This window comes from Vibrio sp. BS-M-Sm-2 (assembly GCF_041504345.1).
In the GTDB taxonomy this organism is placed as follows: Bacteria; Pseudomonadota; Gammaproteobacteria; order Enterobacterales; family Vibrionaceae; genus Vibrio; species Vibrio satsumensis.
This window is the reverse complement of the sequence record NZ_CP167894.1, coordinates 2808423-2827218: the sequence shown is the minus strand read 5'-3', so window position 1 is coordinate 2827218 and position 18796 is coordinate 2808423. Positions and strand designations below refer to the sequence as shown.

General features: G+C 43.9%; 16 protein-coding genes. 10 read left to right on the top strand and 6 right to left on the bottom strand.

The window, feature by feature from the left end; all coding sequences use genetic code 11:
* Window positions 1–148 precede the first annotated feature (148 nt).
* On the top strand, window positions 149–1438 hold the full coding sequence (locus AB8613_RS13060; RefSeq protein ID WP_017630646.1) for a citrate synthase: 1290 nt from the start codon (window positions 149–151) through the stop codon (window positions 1436–1438).
* A gap of 142 nt (window positions 1439–1580) precedes the next feature.
* Here AB8613_RS13060 and AB8613_RS13055 read toward each other — a convergent pair whose 3' ends face one another.
* Window positions 1581–2339, bottom strand: coding sequence for a Nif3-like dinuclear metal center hexameric protein (locus AB8613_RS13055; RefSeq protein WP_372383924.1), 759 nt, complete (start codon window positions 2337–2339; stop codon window positions 1581–1583).
* Window positions 2340–2453: 114 nt separating this feature from the next.
* Here AB8613_RS13055 and AB8613_RS13050 point away from each other — a divergent pair, with 114 nt between their 5' ends.
* Window positions 2454–3212, top strand: a complete 759-nt coding sequence (locus AB8613_RS13050) for a DUF1853 family protein (protein WP_285954941.1) — start codon at window positions 2454–2456, stop codon at window positions 3210–3212.
* Window positions 3213–3352: 140 nt separating this feature from the next.
* Here AB8613_RS13050 and pgm read toward each other — a convergent pair whose 3' ends face one another.
* Together pgm and seqA are read right to left on the bottom strand one after the other, a co-directional pair.
* Window positions 3353–4999 (bottom strand): phosphoglucomutase (alpha-D-glucose-1,6-bisphosphate-dependent), encoded by a 1647-nt coding sequence (gene pgm, locus AB8613_RS13045; protein WP_372383923.1) that lies wholly within the window; start codon window positions 4997–4999, stop codon window positions 3353–3355.
* Between the two features lie 92 nt (window positions 5000–5091).
* Window positions 5092–5631 (bottom strand): replication initiation negative regulator SeqA, encoded by a 540-nt coding sequence (seqA, locus tag AB8613_RS13040; protein ID WP_017061953.1) that lies wholly within the window; start codon window positions 5629–5631, stop codon window positions 5092–5094.
* Between the two features lie 93 nt (window positions 5632–5724).
* Between seqA and AB8613_RS13035 the strand changes: the two genes are divergently transcribed.
* The 3 genes from AB8613_RS13035 (at window position 5725) to fldA (ending at window position 7404) form a co-directional block, all read left to right on the top strand.
* Window positions 5725–6486: an alpha/beta fold hydrolase gene (locus tag AB8613_RS13035; RefSeq protein WP_285954942.1), complete on the top strand. Its 762-nt coding sequence runs from the start codon at window positions 5725–5727 to the stop codon at window positions 6484–6486.
* Between the two features lie 107 nt (window positions 6487–6593).
* On the top strand, window positions 6594–6812 hold the full coding sequence (locus AB8613_RS13030; protein ID WP_009847328.1) for a DUF2788 domain-containing protein: 219 nt from the start codon (window positions 6594–6596) through the stop codon (window positions 6810–6812).
* Between the two features lie 58 nt (window positions 6813–6870).
* Window positions 6871–7404 carry a flavodoxin FldA gene (fldA, locus tag AB8613_RS13025; protein WP_010436745.1) on the top strand — a complete coding sequence of 178 codons (534 nt, stop codon included), beginning with the start codon at window positions 6871–6873 and terminating at the stop codon, window positions 7402–7404.
* 96 nt (window positions 7405–7500) lie between these two features.
* Here the strand turns inward: fldA and AB8613_RS13020 are convergent, their stop codons facing one another.
* Complete coding sequence (locus AB8613_RS13020; protein WP_060982212.1) at window positions 7501–8007, bottom strand: DUF4442 domain-containing protein; 507 nt, start codon at window positions 8005–8007, stop codon at window positions 7501–7503.
* Window positions 8008–8214: 207 nt separating this feature from the next.
* Here AB8613_RS13020 and fcrX point away from each other — a divergent pair, with 207 nt between their 5' ends.
* A complete protein-coding gene (gene fcrX / locus AB8613_RS13015) occupies window positions 8215–8664 on the top strand; it encodes a ferric iron uptake transcriptional regulator FcrX (RefSeq protein WP_048606469.1) in 450 nt (149 codons plus the stop codon).
* A 150-nt stretch (window positions 8665–8814) separates the two neighbouring features.
* Here fcrX and glnS read toward each other — a convergent pair whose 3' ends face one another.
* Together glnS and nagE are read right to left on the bottom strand one after the other, a co-directional pair.
* Window positions 8815–10482 (bottom strand): glutamine--tRNA ligase, encoded by a 1668-nt coding sequence (gene glnS / locus AB8613_RS13010; protein WP_146490378.1) that lies wholly within the window; start codon window positions 10480–10482, stop codon window positions 8815–8817.
* A gap of 302 nt (window positions 10483–10784) precedes the next feature.
* Window positions 10785–12302, bottom strand: a complete 1518-nt coding sequence (nagE, locus tag AB8613_RS13005) for an N-acetylglucosamine-specific PTS transporter subunit IIBC (RefSeq protein ID WP_230682295.1) — start codon at window positions 12300–12302, stop codon at window positions 10785–10787.
* A gap of 517 nt (window positions 12303–12819) precedes the next feature.
* Between nagE and nagA the strand changes: the two genes are divergently transcribed.
* The 4 genes from nagA to asnB all read left to right on the top strand — a co-directional run bounded on the left by nagA (window position 12820) and on the right by asnB (window position 18750).
* A complete protein-coding gene (gene nagA / locus AB8613_RS13000; protein WP_146490379.1) occupies window positions 12820–13956 on the top strand; it encodes an N-acetylglucosamine-6-phosphate deacetylase in 1137 nt (378 codons plus the stop codon).
* Window positions 13957–13958: 2 nt separating this feature from the next.
* Entirely contained in the window at window positions 13959–15173 is a 1215-nt protein-coding gene (locus AB8613_RS12995) for an ROK family protein (protein WP_061019534.1), read from the top strand.
* A gap of 84 nt (window positions 15174–15257) precedes the next feature.
* A complete protein-coding gene (locus AB8613_RS12990) occupies window positions 15258–16844 on the top strand; it encodes a cation:proton antiporter family protein (RefSeq protein WP_086716115.1) in 1587 nt (528 codons plus the stop codon).
* Window positions 16845–17079: 235 nt separating this feature from the next.
* A complete protein-coding gene (gene asnB, locus AB8613_RS12985) occupies window positions 17080–18750 on the top strand; it encodes an asparagine synthase B (RefSeq protein ID WP_017062196.1) in 1671 nt (556 codons plus the stop codon).
* Window positions 18751–18796: the final 46 nt, after the last annotated feature.

Genomic DNA, 18796 nt, shown 5'->3' with positions numbered 1-18796 from the left:
CACAGACCAGATTTTTAACGAATTTAATGTAAAAAACACTAACAAGTGCACACAAAGCTGTAGAAAAATTGACTTTCCCACGTAAGACCAGTAAAAAAATGGCACATAAACATCCTGGACGGATTAATAATAAACAAAGGAGATTGTTATGGCGGATAAGAAAGCTACCCTTCACATTGAAGGTCAAGCGCCAATCGAGCTGCCGATTACAGAAGGTGTACTTGGTACTCCAGTGATCGATGTTCGTACACTAGGTTCTAATGGTTTTTTCACTTTTGACCCTGGTTTTCTTGCCACTGCATCTTGTGAGTCTCAAATCACTTTTATTGACGGTGGAAAAGGTATTCTTTTACATCGTGGTTATCCAATTGACCAACTTGCCAATAACGCTGATTACTTAGAGGTATGTTACATACTTCTTTACGGTGAAGCCCCATCTCGAGCTGAATACGAAAAGTTCAAGACTACCGTGACACGTCACACTATGGTGCATGAGCAGATTGCTAGTTTCTTCCACGGCTTCCGTCGTGATGCTCACCCTATGGCTGTAATGTGTGGTGTTGTAGGCGCTCTAGCAGCGTTCTACCACGACTCACTTGATATCAACAACGATACACACCGTGAAATTGCGGCTTACCGCCTGATTTCAAAAATGCCGACACTGGCAGCAATGTGTTACAAATATTCAATCGGTCAGCCGTTTATCTACCCACGTAACGACCTAGGCTACGCTGAAAACTTCTTACACATGATGTTTGCAAACCCATGTGAAGAGTACGAAGTGAACCCTATCGTTGCTCGTGCAATGGATAAAATCTTTACTCTACACGCTGATCACGAACAAAACGCTTCAACGTCTACAGTTCGTCTTGCTGGTTCATCTGGTGCTAACCCGTTTGCGTGTATCGCAGCAGGCATCGCGTCACTTTGGGGCCCAGCTCACGGTGGTGCAAACGAAGCATGTCTACGTATGCTTGAAGAGATCGGTAGCGTAGATAACATCGAAGAGTATGTTGCAAAAGCGAAAGACAAAGATGACCCATTCCGTTTGATGGGCTTCGGTCACCGCGTTTACAAGAACTACGATCCACGTGCAACAGTAATGCGCGAAGCGTGTCACGAAGTACTTAAAGAGCTAAACATCCAAGATCCACTACTTGACGTAGCAATGGAACTTGAGCGTATCGCCCTATCTGATGAATACTTTGTGTCTAAGAAGCTATATCCGAACGTAGATTTCTACTCAGGTATCATTCTGAAAGCTATCGGCATTCCTGTATCAATGTTCACAGTAATCTTCGCGATGTCTCGTACTATCGGTTGGATTGCACACTGGAACGAAATGCACAGCGACCCAACGAACCGTATCGGTCGTCCTCGTCAGCTATACACTGGTGAAGAGCAACGTGACTTTAAAGCACTTCACGAACGTGAATAGTTGCGATTAAAGTACAATTGTTAAAAAGGGTTGATGCGAAAGCATCAACCCTTTTCTTTTATATGCTCGCTACTCTGTCATCCTCAAGAACAAAGAACGAGTGAGTTGGGGATCTCAGTCAACGAGGAGATAGCATTTGTTCTTAAACTGGGTTGTCGATATCGATAAATTCAACATCCAAGCCATGCTCTTCCGCTAACCATTCACCTAGCGCCTTCACACCGTAGCGTTCAGTGGCATGGTGGCCAGCAGCAAAATAATGAATGTCTTGCTCGCGTGCTGAGTAAGTTGTACGTTCTGAAATCTCACCAGAGATAAATGCATCAATACCTTGAGAAGCAGCTAGCTCAATGTAGTCTTGGCCACCACCAGTACACCAACCGACAGTCGTAATCGTTTTGTTTTGGTTTTCTGGAGCGATATGCAGTGGTTTGCGATTCAGAGCTTGGTCAATTTTTACGGCAAACTCTTCACCTGTCATTGGTGTTTTTAGTTTGCCAAACATAGCAACCGATTGTGGGTGCCCTTCCAAACCGCCTTCGACTTCAATCTCAAGTAACTCGGCCAGTTTCGCGTTATTACCAAGCTCAGGGTGGATATCAAGAGGAAGGTGGTAACCTAACAGATTGATATCGTTTTTGATCAATGTGCGAATACGCTTACCTTTCATCCCGCGAATGGCTTCTGGCTCACCTTTCCAAAAGAACCCATGATGAACTAACAAAGCATCAGCCTTTAGCTCGACTGCTTTATTAATCAAAGCCTGAGAAGCCGTCACGCCAGTAATGATGCGTTTTACTTCAGCATTGCCTTCAACTTGAAGACCGTTTGGACAGTAATCTTTAATCTGCTGTGGCTGCAGTTTTTCGTTAAGTAGCTTTTCTAATTGTAAGTTATTCATTTTTATTTCCAGCTTACCTTTATAATAACGTCGTTATATCAATTTACGGGTAGAATGTCGAAAGCCCTGCCCTCTGTTTATTAAGAACAGATGACTAAAGTTTACGAGGAACCGATGACTGAACTGCAACGTTTTTACCAATGGATGATTGGCTCACCGCCGCTACTGGAAATTAAGCCACCCATTTCTGATCTCGGGGTATTCTCTAGCCACCATGCCATCGACTCATCACATACTTATGATGGTAATCCTAGATTAGGTTTCCTCTATCAACATCTATGCGAACAAGTGATCACTGCCTCACCGAATTACTCGATTAAGCACGATGAGATTCAGATCAATGTGGAAGGCAGAACTCTCGGTGCAATCGACTTTATTCTTGAAGAAGGGAGCAACCAAAAGCTGGAACATTGGGAAGTGGCGATTAAGTTTTACCTGCTCCACGAACAGACATGGTTTGGACCCAACTCTCACGACCAATTGGATAAGAAACTCGACAGAATGCTCAGCCACCAGTTGGCAATGTCCTCTTCTGCAGCGTTTATTGAGCAATATCCAGAGATCAATGTCGACTCAAAGCACTTACTTATGCAAGGTCGTCTATACACCAACCCATTCTTAGATCAAAAAGTACCTACTGAATGTTTGGGTTACGACATTAACCCAAGCCAAGTAAACGGTTTTTGGTGCTATCAAGACCAAGCTCATCTAATCACTGAAGCGCTCTACCCTCTCACCAAAGAACAATGGGCGGCCGGGACGGATGATTTCAACAGTCAGCCTATCACCGAGTTTGGTGATCGCTTCGTCCATGGGCAAACCAAGTCGGGGCAATTCTGGTTTGTGATGCCACAAAGTTGGCCACACGGCTAATCCATTCAACCATTGAGTTGACTTAGTCTTAGCCACTTACTTACTTACTTACTTACTTACTTACAGACAAATAAAAAGGGCTGATGCTTTCACATCAACCCTTCTACTATTTGCTTGATAACGCTATGAATCGTATTGGATTATAGGCCAGCGGCTGCAAATACTTGGTTAACAATCTCTTGAGCTTCTGCTTCAATTGCTTTTAGGTGCTCTTCACCTTTAAAGCTTTCACAGTAGATCTTGTAGATGTCTTCCGTGCCTGATGGACGAGCTGCAAACCAACCGTTTTCAGTTGTCACTTTCAGGCCACCAATCGCAGCACCGTTACCTGGAGCGTGTGTTAAGCGTGCAGTAATTGCATCACCAGCCAGTGTCTCAGCAGAAACCATCTCTGGAGATAGCTTTTTAAGCACATCTTTTTGCGCACCATTTGCCACCGCTTGAATTCGGTTGTACTTAGATTCGCCGTGTTTAGCAGCAAGCTCTTCGTAGTATTCTTGTGGATTCTTACTCGTTACCGCAGTGATCTCAGCCGCAAGTAGGCAAAGAATTAGACCATCTTTATCTGTTGACCAAGGCGTCCCGTCTTTACGTAAGAAAGACGCACCCGCACTCTCTTCACCGCCGAAACCAAACTGACCGTTGTACAAGCCATCAACGAACCATTTGAAACCAACTGGCACTTCACAAAGTTCGCGACCTAGGTCAGCAACAACGCGGTCAATCAATGCGCTTGATACTAGTGTTTTACCAACAGCAACGTCTTTACCCCAACCTTCGCGGTTGCGGTATAGGTAGTCGATACAAACTGCTAGGAAGTGGTTTGGATTCATTAGGCCTTTTGGCGTAACAATGCCGTGGCGATCGTAATCAGGGTCGTTACCAAACGCCAGTGCATACTCGTCTTTAAGAGCCAGTAAGCCAGCCATCGCGTATGGAGAGGAACAGTCCATACGAACCACACCGTCTTTATCTAAAGACATGAACTGGAAAGATGGGTCAACCGCTTCACTTACCAAAGTAAGATCTAGGTTGTACGCTTTACCAATTTGACGCCAGTAATCGATACCGCTGCCACCCAGTGGATCAACACCAATTTTGATGTTTGCTTTCTGGATCGCTTCCATATCCACGACGTTAATCAAATCAGCGACGTATGGCGCAACTAAGTCGACTTCTTTTACTAGATCAGACTGTTTAGCTTGTGCGATAGGAGTACGCTTAACACCTTGCATTTGCTCAGCAATAATCACGTTCGCACGGTCTTCAATCGCTTGAGTAAGTTCAGCTTCAGCCGGGCCACCGTGCGTCGGGTTGTATTTGATACCGCCGTCTTGAGGTGGGTTATGCGAAGGCGTGATAACAATGCCGTCGGCTTTTTTGTCATTCACTAGGTTGTGAGTAAGAATCGCGTGCGAGATACCAGGTGTTGGAGTAAAGCCATTGTTTTCTTGAATAATAACTTCAACACCGTTCGCTACAAGCACTTCGATAACCGTAGAGAACGCAGGCTCAGACAGAGCGTGAGTATCTTTACCTAAGAAAAGAGGGCCAGTTGTACCTTGTTCGGCACGAACCTCAGCAACCGCTTGTGCAATCGCTAGAATGTGGTTTTCGTTAAATGTTGATTTGTCTGCTGTACCGCGGTGACCTGAAGTACCGAAAAGTACTTTGTGATCTGGGTTAGTAGCATCCGGTTGCTGTAAGAAATAGTTCGCAACTAAAGCCGGGATATTATGAAGATCTTCCTGCTGAGCTTTCTGCCCAGCACGAGGGTGCATAGCCATTTTTCGACATCCTTATATATAAAATTTAAAAACAAAAAAACCTCATAATATCTTCTTATCCATGGATATTATGAGGTTTAAATCAGATTTCGTTAAATTGAACCTGTTACTTTTTCTATCAATTCTGCTTGGAAATTCATGCGGCTCATAAGCTGCTCAACCATCTGTCTTTTTCGGCTTGTATTGTTATTAGTAATAACCCAAAAAGGACTTTGTGGAATAGCTTTAGGCTTCGTCGTGTTGCCGTTTGCTAGCAACGTAGCTTCATTGTCTGCAAAGTAAACGCGCTTACGGCCTTTTACTTGAGTTGCTTCTGAAAAGCTTAAAGGGTCGATTTTATGCAGTGTTGATAACACAAGCATGAAGCGATCAATGGCTTTCTTTAGTGATGCAAACTCATCTGATATTAGTAGTGAGCGCATTTCTTTAACGCCATCGAACTTCTCTGGAGTAAAGCCTACCTCTTTGCTAACAACGATACCTTTAGGCTCGACGATCTCTTCGATCGGAGCCATGCCTTGGCTATCAACCTGTAACAAGCGGCGCAGAATATCTGAAGCGCTTTCGCCAATACGTTCTGTCTGACCCGCAATAAAACGGTATAGGTCCTCATCAACCTCAATTGTTTTCATTCGCTTTTCACAATCTCAATGTTTAAACTCTGGGGGATTATAGCGAGATCCGCGCGGATACTCTACGTCAAACCCACCATGAATAAGATAAAAATGTCAGTACAGCTCAACTATAAAATTGAAGGTGAGGGTCACACCATTGTTTTGATCCATGGATTATTCGGTAATCTGGACAACCTTGGCTTGCTCGCTAGGGATCTAAAAGCCGATCATAAAGTGCTTAGTATCGATCTACGCAACCACGGTCAATCCTTCCATTGCGACTCTCATAATTATCAAGCAATGGCACAAGATGTAGCTCAACTGCTGAATGATCTTGATTTAGAAGATGTCACCGTGATTGGTCACTCTATGGGTGGCAAAGTGGCGATGGCACTAACACAACACCTTGCGCTGCAAAAATTGATTGTCTTGGATATGGCACCGGTCGCGTACACTCAAAGTCGACACGACAACGTATTCGCCGGTCTACAAGCCGTGATTGAAGAAAAGCCAACCTCACGCACAGATGCGCTAAAAATCCTCGCAAGATACATCGAGATTGATGGCGTTCGCCAGTTCTTAACGAAATCTTTGTTCAAATCTGAACAAGGCATCATGGAATGGCGTTTCAACGTTGCCTCGCTATTCAACAACTACCCACAAATTATTGGTTGGGAACCGATTGATAAAACCTCGGTCAAAACCTTGCTAATAAAGGGTGGTGACTCAGATTACCTCACAGCTGAGCATCAAACGGCCGTTCAGCAGCAGTTTTCTAACGCAAAGGCACATGTCATTGCCAATACGGGTCACTGGCTGCATGCTGAAAAACCAGCAGAAGTGCTTAGAGCAATTAGAAAATTCATCGCTTAGCTACTCTTTTCGTGCAGATAAATGAGAGCTGTGTAATTACTGCAGATTAACTTTATCTCACAACAGTGATATAGTGCGCCCAAGCAAAATTGGTATATAAGGTTCCCATGCTTTACGACTACATGAACATCATCGAATCTGTTGGTTTAGATCTCCTGTTTGCCGCGATTTTCTTTTTAATCGGTATGGCAATTAAGGACGTTCTCAAGCAGGGAAATGTTCCTGCATTTGGTCGTCGCATTGTGTGGTTAGTACTTTTCCTTGGCTGTGCGGGTTTTATCGCCAAAGGGATAATCCAACTAAGCTGGGAAGGAACTGGGATCTAACGATTCTCTTCCGAACTTTATTACACCGACAACAGACAAAATGAAAGGTAATGATTCTATGGCAAGTGTAGGTCTCTTCTTTGGTAGCGATACAGGTAACACTGAAGCTGTTGCTAAGATGATTCAAAAGCAATTGAGCAAACAGCTCGTTCACGTTCAAGACATTGCAAAAAGCAGCAAAGAAGATATCGATAACTTCGATCTACTGCTGCTTGGTATCCCTACGTGGTACTACGGCGAAGCACAATGTGATTGGGATGACTTTTTCCCAGAGCTAGAAGCTATTGATTTCTCAACTAAACTTGTTGCAATCTTTGGTTGTGGCGATCAAGAAGATTACGCAGAATACTTCTGTGATGCTATGGGTACTATCCGTGACATCGTTGAAGCGAAAGGCGGTACTATCCTAGGTCACACATCAACTGAAGGCTACGAATTCGAAGCATCAAAAGGTTTAGTTGAAGGCGATGACAGCCAATTTGTTGGTCTATGTATCGACGAAGACCGTCAACCTGAGCTAACTGATGAGCGCGTATCTAATTGGGTTAAACAAATCCATGAAGAAATGTGCCTAGCAGAGCTAGAAGACTAATTCTCTGCTGGTTATTAATTGTTACAATTAATAACCATTATATAAATATGAAAAAACCTCCTTATCGGAGGTTTTTTGCTATTTAAAATCTATTCATTAACACTCAGCTTCTAATGCTTCGTCATCATCTCTAAATTGCGGCTTCTTTCTTACATAGAGGGTACGCTGAATTTCTGAAACCACATTCCCCTGCTTATCTTTCACGTGGATAATAAACTCAGGGAAACACTTTTCACCAAGCTGCGTCTGACGATAAATATCATCAAGTTGCCCCTGGCTTATCTCAAAATCTGCATACAAGTCGGATTGGCCCGGCTTGATAAAGTTAATACTCGCCTCTTTATCCCAAACATAATACCGCTCCCCTAAAATTCCCATTAACATCAAAGAGTAAACGGGGTCAGTAAGAGAGAAGATACTACCGCCATATTGAGTACGATTGGCGTTCTTATTCCACCAACGTAGCTTAAGTACCGTCTTAACAACCCTAAAGTCAGCGCTAATGTGGGCTATTCGAATTCCCGAGCCCCAAAAAGGAGGCCAGATATTGAGAGCAAATTTTACAATGTTGGGTTTATATATTTTTGCGAGTTGCTTATTCATAACAACATTCCATGTTCATATCAGAAACACCGTCACCTTGACTGGTCGTACCTCCACTATAAGTGAGATACTTCCAATTTACAAAACAGATTGTGATGTCAGTAAGTAACCCTTTGAAGTTCGTGGTTTATTGTTATGTCTGACTAAACTATAATGGTATTAATATTGAATTCTGTTAATTGCTGCAGATCATCAACAGGAAAGTATATGTCAGACAATAATCAAGCGCTAAAAGATGCAGGTCTTAAAGTGACCCTTCCACGGCTCAAAATTTTAGAAGTATTACAACAGCCAGACTGCCAACATATTAGTGCTGAAGATTTATATAAGAAGCTGATTGACCTAGGTGAAGAAATCGGTCTTGCAACCGTTTATCGAGTACTTAACCAATTCGACGACGCTGGCATTGTAACTCGCCACCACTTCGAAGGCGGCAAGTCTGTATTTGAACTTTCTACACAGCACCACCACGACCACCTTGTGTGTTTAGACTGTGGTGAAGTGATCGAATTCTCTGATGACATCATCGAAGAAAGACAAAAAGAGATTGCTCAGCGTTACAATGTGCAACTGACAAACCACAGTTTATACTTATACGGCAAAAGCATTAGCGGAGATTGCAAAGGCAATCCAGACGCACATAAAGCGAAGAAGTAATATAGAACGCTGGCTTAGGCCAGCGTTTTTTATATAGGGCTGAAAGTCCGCTAGATTATTCTTTAGATCCACGCATTATTCAGACACAAAAAAACCGGCTCTAAGCCGGTTTTTTATTGGATCGCTTTTAACAAACTAAGTACTCAAGCATTAAGCTTCAGTTTTACCCCAAGTGTCACGTAGACCAACCGTTCGGTTGAAGACTAATGCACCTGCTTTAGAGTCTTTCGAATCCACACAGAAGTAACCTGTACGTTCAAACTGGTACGCTTGCTCTGCAACACCTTCTGCTAAGCTAGGTTCAACAAAACCGTTTAGCGTAACAAGTGATTCAGGGTTTAGCGTTGCAGCGAAGTCATCAGCAGCGGCTGGGTTTGCCACTGTGAATAGACGATCGTACAAACGAATCTCAGCAGGCAGCGCTTTATCAGCAGATACCCAGTGGATAACACCTTTCACTTTGCGGCCATCTGCAGGGTTCTTACCCAGTGTTTCGTTATCGTAAGAACAGAAGATAGTGGTAATGTTGCCTTCTGCATCTTTTTCGATACGCTCAGCTTTGATCACGTAAGCGCCACGTAAACGAACTTCTTTACCTAGAACCAAACGCTTGTACTTCTTGTTTGCTTCTTCACGGAAGTCATCACGTTCAATCCAAACTTCACGTGTAAATGGTACTTCACGAGTGCCCATTTCTGGCTTGTTTGGGTGGTTTGCAACAGTTAGCGTTTCTACTGCATCGGCTTCGTAGTTTTCAATAACGATCTTAACTGGATCCAGAACAGCCATTGCACGAGGTGCATTTTCGTTCAGATCATCACGGATGCAAGATTCAAGTGAACCGAATTCAATCATGTTCTCTTGCTTAGTCACGCCAATACGCTTACAGAATTCACGAATTGAGCTTGAAGTAAAACCACGACGACGCAGGCCAGAAATAGTAGGCATACGTGGGTCATCCCAACCTTGAACGAGATTTTCAACCACAAGTTGGTTCAGCTTACGCTTAGACATCACTGTGTATTCAAGATTCAGGCGGCTAAACTCGTACTGACGAGGTTGGCAATCAATCGTGATGTTATCTAGAACCCAATCGTACAAACGACGGTTATCTTGGAATTCAAGCGTACAGATAGAGTGCGTAATACCTTCCAGCGCATCAGAGATACAGTGAGTAAAGTCGTACATTGGGTAAATGCACCACTTGTCAGCAGTTTGATGGTGGTGAGCAAAACGAACACGATAGATAACAGGATCGCGCATAACCATGAATGAAGAACTCATGTCGATCTTAGCACGCAGACACGCTTTACCTTCTTCAAAGCCACCGTCACGCATTTTTTCAAATAGCGCTAGGTTTTCTTCAGGGCTACGATCACGGTATGGGCTCGCTTTACCTGGCTCTTTTAGCGTGCCACGGTACTCACGGATTTGATCAGGACTTAGCTCGTCAACATACGCTAAGCCTTTATTAATTAATTCCACAGCATAAGCGTAAAGCGTATCGAAGTAGTTTGATGAGTAACAAATATCACCAGACCATTCGAAGCCTAACCAGCTTACATCATTCTTAATTGACTCAACGTATTCAACGTCTTCTTTTTCAGGGTTTGTATCATCGAAACGAAGATTACATTGTCCCTGGTAGTCCTGAGCAATACCAAAGTTCAAGCAAATAGATTTAGCGTGACCAATATGCAGGTAGCCATTTGGTTCCGGCGGGAAACGAGTATGCACGCTACTGTGTGTACCATCCGCTAAATCTTTATCAATAATTTGGCGAATGAAATTCGATGGACGAGCCTCAGCTTCACTCATCTATAGCACCTCTATGTATTTAGTATTGTCAGAGAAAGTTACCTTTCATCTCAAAGAAACGGTCGGTTAGAGCACCGGTCAAAGATAGAAAGATCATTGTTGCTAATCATCCACAATTCTTTGCCTTTGCACAATAAGAACCGTCCCTTAATTGCGATTATTTCTGCTATTCGATGAAGAATAGAACGAACCGCGTTCGTTACTCTTAGATCGTAGGCACAAAAAAGCCTCCCATGTGGGAGGCTTTCAATTTGACACTTACTTGAGAGTATTAATTACAGCTCAGTTAAGTACTTCCCTGACTATGGAAGTTTTACATCAGATAGGTCTTCACCTGCACCGATAGCTTTCATTTCGCCAGCTACGATTTCAGCTAGTGGGCCTAGGATAACCTGTAGGTTGTTTTCACCTAGTTTTACCACACCTTTAGCACCTAGTTTCTTAAGAACAACTTCATCAGCAACAGAGCGGTCTTTAAGGGTTAGACGTAGACGAGTGATACAAGCGTCGATTGAAGTTAGGTTGTCGTGACCACCTAGAGCTTTCAGGTATTGACGTGCCAGGTCGCCCTTTGGTGCGTCGCCAGCAGGAGCTGCAACAGCTTCGTCATCATCTTCACGACCTGGCGATTTCAAGTTGAAAGCGCGGATTGCGAAAGAGAAAGTGAAGAAGTATAGAGCACCGAAGCCAAGACCGATTAGTAGTAGTACGAATGGTTTAGTTGCTAGACCCCAGTTCAATACGAAGTCGATAAGACCAGCAGAGAAACCGAAACCGTGCAGAGTACCAAACATGTTAGCAACTACTAGAGACAGACCTGTAAATACGGCGTGCATTGCGTATAGAGCAGGAGCTAGGAATACGAACATGAATTCTAGCGGCTCTGTGATACCTGTTAGGAATGAACAGAATGCAACTGAGAATAGTGCGCCACCAACTTGGCTACGTTTTTCAGCAGGAGCAGCTAGGTACATTGCAAGTGCAGCGCCTGGTAGACCGAACATCATTACAGGGAAGAAACCGTTCATGAATACGCCAGCGCCTTTATCACCGCCGAAGAAACGGTGTAGGTCACCAGATTTAACAGTTTCAGTCACTTCTTTAACTACAGTAGTGATTTCTGGAGTTACAGAGTTAGCGAATGTGAATGTGTGCTCTTGGCCAACAACTAGAGTTTTAGCCAGTGCTGGGTCAACACAAAGTTGAGTGATATTAGCGAATGCGCCTTGACCAGCAACGATGATTTCTTGACATGTACCCATACCGAACCAGAAATATGAGTTCAATACATGGTGTAGACCTACAGGGATAAGTGCACGGTTAAGAGTACCGTAAACGAATTGGCCGATAGCGCCAGACGTTGATACTGCGTGAGCAAGTGCGTCTAGACCAGATTGAACACCAGGCCAAACCACACCAGACACAGCACCTGCAACAAGTGCAAATAGACCGGCCATGATAGGTACTAAACGTTTACCCGCGAAGAAAGCCAGCCACTCTGGAAGGCGTGTCGCGTGGAAAGCGTTGTAAGAGTGACCTGCGATGATACCAGCGAAGATACCGCCGAAGAATGACATGTTAACGTCTGCGTTAATTGTCGTTGCTGTCGCTGTTAGTACGAAGTAAGCAACTGCACCAGCAAGACCTGCTGCGCCGTTACCGTCTTTAGAAAGACCAATCGCGATACCTAGACCAAATAGCAATGGTAGGTTACCGAAGATAGCACCACCAGCTTGCGCCATGAATGGAATATCAAGTAGATCGCCTTGACCTAAACGTAAAAGAAGCGCCGCAATCGGAAGCGTTGCGATTGGTAGCATTAACGCCTTACCAAGCTTCTGTGCATATCCTAGAATATTCACCAGTTGTTTCCCCCTATAGGATTTTTTAGAATTCGTTTGAGAAACTTATTTTAGTCGCTCAATTTAGTCCTATTCAGTGTATTCAATTAATTTTGCTCCGCAAATTAAAACCTTACCATTTGTGATCGTAATCACCAGTTTTTACCAAATCCAGAGGTTTTTGCTAGCGAGATCATAAAACTTATTTTATCATTCAAAAAAATGAACATTTATAGATAAAATCCAAATCTACTCATTAGGCAAAAAGATGGTATCTCTGGGCTTGCATTGCCGTATGAATAACCATTAACAATGAACCTAAATGTATAATAAAGACTGATTGTTCATTTGTTTTTCAACAACTTAAGTAGACTCCCACTTTGGAGCCGTTTGCCCATAAAAGATAAATCGTTACGTAAATGATGCTCGCAAACTAAGTCCGCATTTAGGTAACGAACGAATTTAAAAGATCTCAAGAAATAAGGATTAGCTGACTATGTACGCGCTAAGTAACTGTAAAATTTACACTGGTAGTGATGTTCTAACCGATCATGCTGTTGTAATTGAAAACGAACTGATCAAAAAAGTTTGTCCTATCTCTGAATTGCCAGAAGGAATCGAGGTTCGCGACCTAGACGGAGCAAACCTAAGCCCGGGTTTCATTGATCTACAACTGAATGGTTGTGGCGGTGTAATGCTTAATGATGAGATCACTGCAGAAACCATGCAGATCATGCACGAAGCAAACCTTAAATCTGGCTGTACTAGCTTCCTTCCAACGCTAATCACTTCATCAGATGAAGACATGCGTGCCGTTATCACAGCAGCTCGCGAGTACCACAACCAATACCAAAACCAATCTTTAGGCCTGCACCTTGAAGGTCCGTACCTAAACGTTGCAAAAAAAGGCATCCACAGCGTCGATCACATCCGCAAATCTGATAGCGAAATGATCGAGCTTATCTGTGAGAACAGTGACCTTGTTGCGAAAGTAACACTAGCTCCTGAGCTTAACGACCCAGAACACATCGAGCGTCTACGTAAAGCTGGCGTAGTTGTTTCTATTGGTCACACCAACGCAACTTACGCAGAAGCGCGTCAAGGTTTTGAATCGGGAATCACGTTTGCAACGCATCTATTCAATGCAATGACACCTATGGTTGGTCGTGAACCTGGTGTGGTTGGCGCGATTTACGATACACCTGAGGTGTACGCAGGCATCATTGCCGACGGTTTCCACGTTGATTACGCAAACATCAGAATTGCGCATAAAATCAAGGGAGAAAAGTTGGTATTAGTGACGGATGCCACAGCTCCTGCAGGTGCTGACATGGAATACTTTATTTTTGTCGGTAAGAAAGTATATTACCGAGATGGTAAGTGTGTTGATGAAAACGGCACACTGGGCGGCTCGGCTCTGACTATGATTGAAGCAGTTCAGAATACAGTTGAGCACGCTGGTATCGCTTTAGACGAAGCTCTTCGCATGGCTACGCTATACCCAGCTACGGCTATCGGTGTAGAAACCAAGCTAGGTCGAATCAAAAAAGGCATGGTTGCAAACCTAGCTGTATTTGACCGAGATTTTAACGTTAAAGCGACTGTTGTTAACGGACAATACGAGCACAATTAAGTATGAATGGCGGACAAATAGGTAACGTAGACTTAGTTAAACAACTAAACAGTGCGGCGGTATACCGACTAATAGACCAACAAGGGCCTATCAGTCGTATACAAGTGGCTGATGTAAGCCAACTCGCACCGGCAAGTGTTACAAAAATTACCCGCCAACTTTTAGAGCGCGGCCTAATTAAAGAGGTCGCGCAGCAAGCGTCTACTGGCGGTAGACGCGCTATCTCCCTGACCACAGAAGTAGAGCCTTTTCATTCTGTCGCTGTGCGCTTAGGCCGAGACTATATTCAAATAAGCCTGCATGACCTTGGTGGTCGTGAGTTGGCTTTCCAGCAGCAAGACCTGAATTATTCCGACCAATCAGACCTTACTCAAGGCTTGGTCAATAACTTGAAGGCTTTCATTGCTGAACATCAACCAAAGATCGACCAACTGATTGCCATTGGTGTCACTCTTCCAGGCTTGGTTAACCCGACGACAGGTGTCGTTGAGTACATGCCAAACACAGACATCGATAACCTCGCATTAAGCGATATTATTCGCGACACATTCCATGTCGCTTGTTTTGTTGGGAATGATGTTCGAGGAATGGCGCTTGCTGAGCACTACTTCGGAGCAAGTAAAGACAGTCAAGATTCTATTTTGGTCAGTGTTCACCGTGGTACAGGTGCAGGTATTATCGTTAATGGTCAAGTTTTCTTAGGCCATAACCGTAACGTCGGTGAAATTGGTCACATCCAAATTGATCCGCTAGGCGAGCAGTGCCAATGTGGTAACTTCGGCTGCCTTGAAACCGTAGCCGCAAACCCAGCTATCGTTGAGCGAGTGCAGAAGCTGATTAAGCAAGGCTACGAGTCTTCTTTAACAGAGCTTGAACGAATTACGATCCAAGATGTTTGTGATCACGCGATCAATGGTGACGAACTAGCCAAGCAAAGCTTAGTTCGAGTAGGAAACCAGTTAGGTAAAGCTATCGCGATGACGATTAACTTATTTAACCCTCAGAAAGTTATCATTGCCGGTGATATTACCAAGGCACAAGAGATTGTTTTCCCTGCAATTAAGCGCAATGTAGAGAATCAGTCGTTAACGACTTTCCATAGCGGCTTGCCTATTGTAGCATCACAGATCGATAAACATCCTACGATGGGAGCTTTTGCAATGATCAAGCGCGCTATGCTCAACGGTGTGTTGCTTCAAAAGCTTCTCGAAGACTAAAGAAAAACAATTCTGATTTTCCGCGGGCCGTGTTTGTATGAACACGGCCCGTTTTTTTAAGCTAGGGAACTACAACAACAAGTTATGGAACTTATATTAATATCCACTGCGTTTATCGCAGGATTTATTGCTTTAAAGTGTCACCTTCCCCCATTAGTTGGTTTTTTGGTTGCAGGCTTTGGGCTTTTTGCCTTTGGCTTTGAAACCAATGACACCATCATTACTTTGGCTGACCTTGGTGTCACGCTGCTTCTATTTACTATCGGCTTAAAACTCGACATAAAAACCCTACTCTCTAAGGAGATCTGGGCTGGCGCGACAATCCACAACCTTTTATCCACTCTGTTTTTCGCCGTCGCCCTGTTTGGTTTTAAATTCTTAGGTATTTCATCGCTAGCCGCCATGTCGGTAGAACAGATCGTTCTGCTCGGTTTTGCTCTTTCATTCTCTAGTACCGTATTTGCGGTTAAGACTCTGCAAGAGAAAGGCGAAATGAATGCGACCTACGGAACGTTGGCGATTGGTATCTTGGTCATGCAGGATATCTTCGCCGTAGTATTCCTAACGGCTTCTACGGGCAAAATACCTGAGTGGTATGCGATTGCTCTATTTGCCCTGCCCTTATTACGTCCACTGTTCTACAAAGTGCTCGATTGGGTTGGTCATGGTGAGATGCTAGTTCTATCCGGCATCTTCTTCGCATTAGTCGTCGGTGCTGGTTTATTCCATTTGGTTGGTGTTAAACCAGACCTGGGTGCTCTTGTTCTAGGTATGTTACTGGCTGGTCACCCAAAAGCCTCAGAATTATCAAAATCGCTGTTTAACCTTAAAGAACTTTTCCTTGTCTGTTTCTTCTTGAACATTGGTTTGTCAGAGCAACCAACCATTCAAGGCTTTATGCTTGCAGTTTTGTTCTTACTGATGCTGCCAGTGAAAGGGGTTCTCTACTTCTTAGTGCTTAACCGTTTCAAGTTCCGTGTTCGAACATCTCTACTCGCCTCTCTATCACTATTTAATTACAGCGAATTTGGCCTCATCGTTGGTGGCCTCGCCTTCAAGATGGGTTGGATGTCTGGTGATATCTTAGTTGCCGTCGCCATTGCGGTTTCACTGTCATTCTTAATCGCTGCACCTTTAAACCGAGCAGGTCACAAACTCTATCAGCAGTCAGGTAAATGGCTGAAAGAGCATGCGTCAGAAAAGCTTCACCGACGTGATAAGCGAATTGACCCAGGTCGTGCCCAAGTACTTATTCTTGGTATGGGCCGAATTGGTACTGGTGCTTATGACGAATTACGTTCTCGCTATGGTAAAGTCAGCCTAGGGGTCGAAGTTCGTGAAGAAGCCGCGCACAACCACCGAAGCCATGGCAGAAACGTGATTTCTGGCGATGCGACAGACCCAGATTTTTGGGAACGAATCTTAGATACAGCAAACGTAAAACTGGTAATTTTGGCAATGCCTCACCACCAAGGTAATCAAACCGCTTTAGAACAACTGAAGTCACGTAACTTTAAAGGCCAGATTGCGGCTATTGCTGAATATCCAGATCAGCTCGAAACACTGAAAGAGAATGGCGTTGATGCGGCATTTAACATTTACAGCGAGGCTGGTAGTGGTTTTGCTCGCCACGTTTGCGAGCAGTTAAATCCAAATATCAATAAAATCTAGCATTAAACTGTATTCAACTAAACCTCTCAAAACTGCCTATTTTTCGCACTTTTGAGAGGTTTTTGTTTAAAAAACCAACCGCAATTAAACGTCACACATCAAAAACACATAAAAATTAGATAATTTCTAACATAACACCCTTTATATTATTTTTTTGCTCATATCCGGTTGCTTTTTTTAGCCAGAATGGCAAATTGAATGCAGTTGATTTGGAAATTATTTAAAAGGAAGTTCTATGTGTTCAGTATTTGGCATTCTCGACATTAAAAGTGATGCCGCAGCACTTCGCCCTATTGCTTTAGAAATGTCTAAAAAGCTTCGTCACCGTGGTCCGGACTGGTCTGGTATCTATGCAGGTGAAAAAGCAATCCTTGCTCATGAACGTCTTGCTATTGTTGGCTTGAACAGTGGTGCTCAACCACTATACAGCCAAGACAAAAAGCACATTCTTGCAGTGAACGGTGAAATTTATAACCACAAAGAACTTCGCGCACGCTATGAAGATAAGTACCAGTTCCAGACTGATTCTGACTGTGAAGTTATCCTAGCGCTTTACCAAGAGATGGGTGCAGACCTTCTAGAAGAACTTAACGGTATTTTCGCATTCGTTTTATACGACGAAGAGAAAGACGAGTACCTAGTGGGCCGCGACCATATTGGTATTATCCCGCTTTACCAAGGTTACGATGAGCACGGCAACTACTACGTTGCTTCAGAGATGAAAGCATTGGTTGAAGTATGTAAAACGATCAGTGAATTCCCTCCTGGTAGCTTCTACTCTTCGAAAGATGCAGAACCTCAACGCTACTACATCCGCGATTGGAACGAGTACGCTGCAGTACAAGGTAACAGCACAAGCAAAGAAGAACTGACTGAGGCGCTAGAAGCAGCTGTTAAACGTCAACTAATGACTGACGTTCCTTACGGTGTACTTCTATCTGGTGGCCTTGATTCATCAATTACTTCTGCCGTTGCTAAACGCTTTGCTGCGATGCGTATCGAAGATGATGAGCAATCTGAAGCTTGGTGGCCACAACTGCACTCATTCGCTGTTGGCCTTGAAGGCGCGCCAGATCTTATCGCTGCTCGTGAAGTTGCGGACAAGATCGGTACTGTTCACCACGAGATGACTTACACTATTCAGGAAGGCTTAGATGCCATCCGTGATGTTATCTACCACATCGAGACTTACGATGTAACGACGATTCGTGCATCAACGCCAATGTACTTGCTTGCTCGTAAGATCAAAGCAATGGGCATCAAAATGGTACTGTCTGGTGAAGGTGCTGATGAAATCTTTGGTGGCTACCTTTACTTCCATAAAGCGCCAAACGCGAAAGAGTTCCACGAAGAGACAGTACGTAAGCTGCTTGCTCTAAGCATGTTCGACTGTGCTCGTGCAAACAAATCGCTAGCGGCATGGGGGGTTGAAGGCCGTGTACCATTCTTGGATAAAGAGTTCATCGATGTCGCAATGCGTCTGAACCCTGAAGATAAGATGTGTGGTAACGGTAAGATGGAGAAGCACATCCTGCGTGAGTGTTTTGAAGACTACCTACCAGATTCAATCGCATGGCGTCAAAAAGAGCAGTTCTCTGATGGTGTTGGCTACGATTGGATTGATACATTGAAAGCAACGGCTGAAGCAAAAGTAACGGATCAACAAATGGAAGCTGCTAAGTTCCGTTTCCCTTACAACACGCCAACAACCAAAGAAGGTTATGCTTACCGTGAAATCTTTGAGGAGCTATTCCCTCTAGAATCAGCGGCAGAATGTGTGCCTGGTGGTCCTTCAGTTGCTTGTTCATCAGCGAAAGCGATTGAGTGGGATGAGTCATTCAAAAACTGTGTCGACCCATCTGGACGTGCAGTACAAGCCGTTCACAACGATGCTTACAACGCTTAGAGCGTTTTGAACAAATCCTAAAGACTAAAAAAGGCGCATTATGCGC

Bases quoted from the DNA above. Each gene is read 5' to 3' on its own strand.
- asnB (WP_017062196.1), top strand. From the start codon at position 17,080: ATGTGTTCAGTATTTGGCATTCTCGACATTAAAAGTGATGCCGCAGCA.
- AB8613_RS12995 (WP_061019534.1), top strand. From the start codon at position 13,959: ATGAATGGCGGACAAATAGGTAACGTAGACTTAGTTAAACAACTAAAC.
- fldA (WP_010436745.1), top strand. From the start codon at position 6,871: ATGGCAAGTGTAGGTCTCTTCTTTGGTAGCGATACAGGTAACACTGAA.
- AB8613_RS13030 (WP_009847328.1), top strand. From the start codon at position 6,594: ATGCTTTACGACTACATGAACATCATCGAATCTGTTGGTTTAGATCTC.
- glnS (WP_146490378.1), bottom strand. From the start codon at position 10,482: ATGAGTGAAGCTGAGGCTCGTCCATCGAATTTCATTCGCCAAATTATT.
- AB8613_RS13035 (WP_285954942.1), top strand. From the start codon at position 5,725: ATGTCAGTACAGCTCAACTATAAAATTGAAGGTGAGGGTCACACCATT.
- seqA (WP_017061953.1), bottom strand. From the start codon at position 5,631: ATGAAAACAATTGAGGTTGATGAGGACCTATACCGTTTTATTGCGGGT.
- AB8613_RS13020 (WP_060982212.1), bottom strand. From the start codon at position 8,007: ATGAATAAGCAACTCGCAAAAATATATAAACCCAACATTGTAAAATTT.
- pgm (WP_372383923.1), bottom strand. From the start codon at position 4,999: ATGGCTATGCACCCTCGTGCTGGGCAGAAAGCTCAGCAGGAAGATCTT.
- fcrX (WP_048606469.1), top strand. From the start codon at position 8,215: ATGTCAGACAATAATCAAGCGCTAAAAGATGCAGGTCTTAAAGTGACC.
- AB8613_RS13060 (WP_017630646.1), top strand. From the start codon at position 149: ATGGCGGATAAGAAAGCTACCCTTCACATTGAAGGTCAAGCGCCAATC.
- AB8613_RS12990 (WP_086716115.1), top strand. From the start codon at position 15,258: ATGGAACTTATATTAATATCCACTGCGTTTATCGCAGGATTTATTGCT.
- nagA (WP_146490379.1), top strand. From the start codon at position 12,820: ATGTACGCGCTAAGTAACTGTAAAATTTACACTGGTAGTGATGTTCTA.
- AB8613_RS13050 (WP_285954941.1), top strand. From the start codon at position 2,454: ATGACTGAACTGCAACGTTTTTACCAATGGATGATTGGCTCACCGCCG.
- AB8613_RS13055 (WP_372383924.1), bottom strand. From the start codon at position 2,339: ATGAATAACTTACAATTAGAAAAGCTACTTAACGAAAAACTGCAGCCA.
- nagE (WP_230682295.1), bottom strand. From the start codon at position 12,302: ATGCTACCAATCGCAACGCTTCCGATTGCGGCGCTTCTTTTACGTTTA.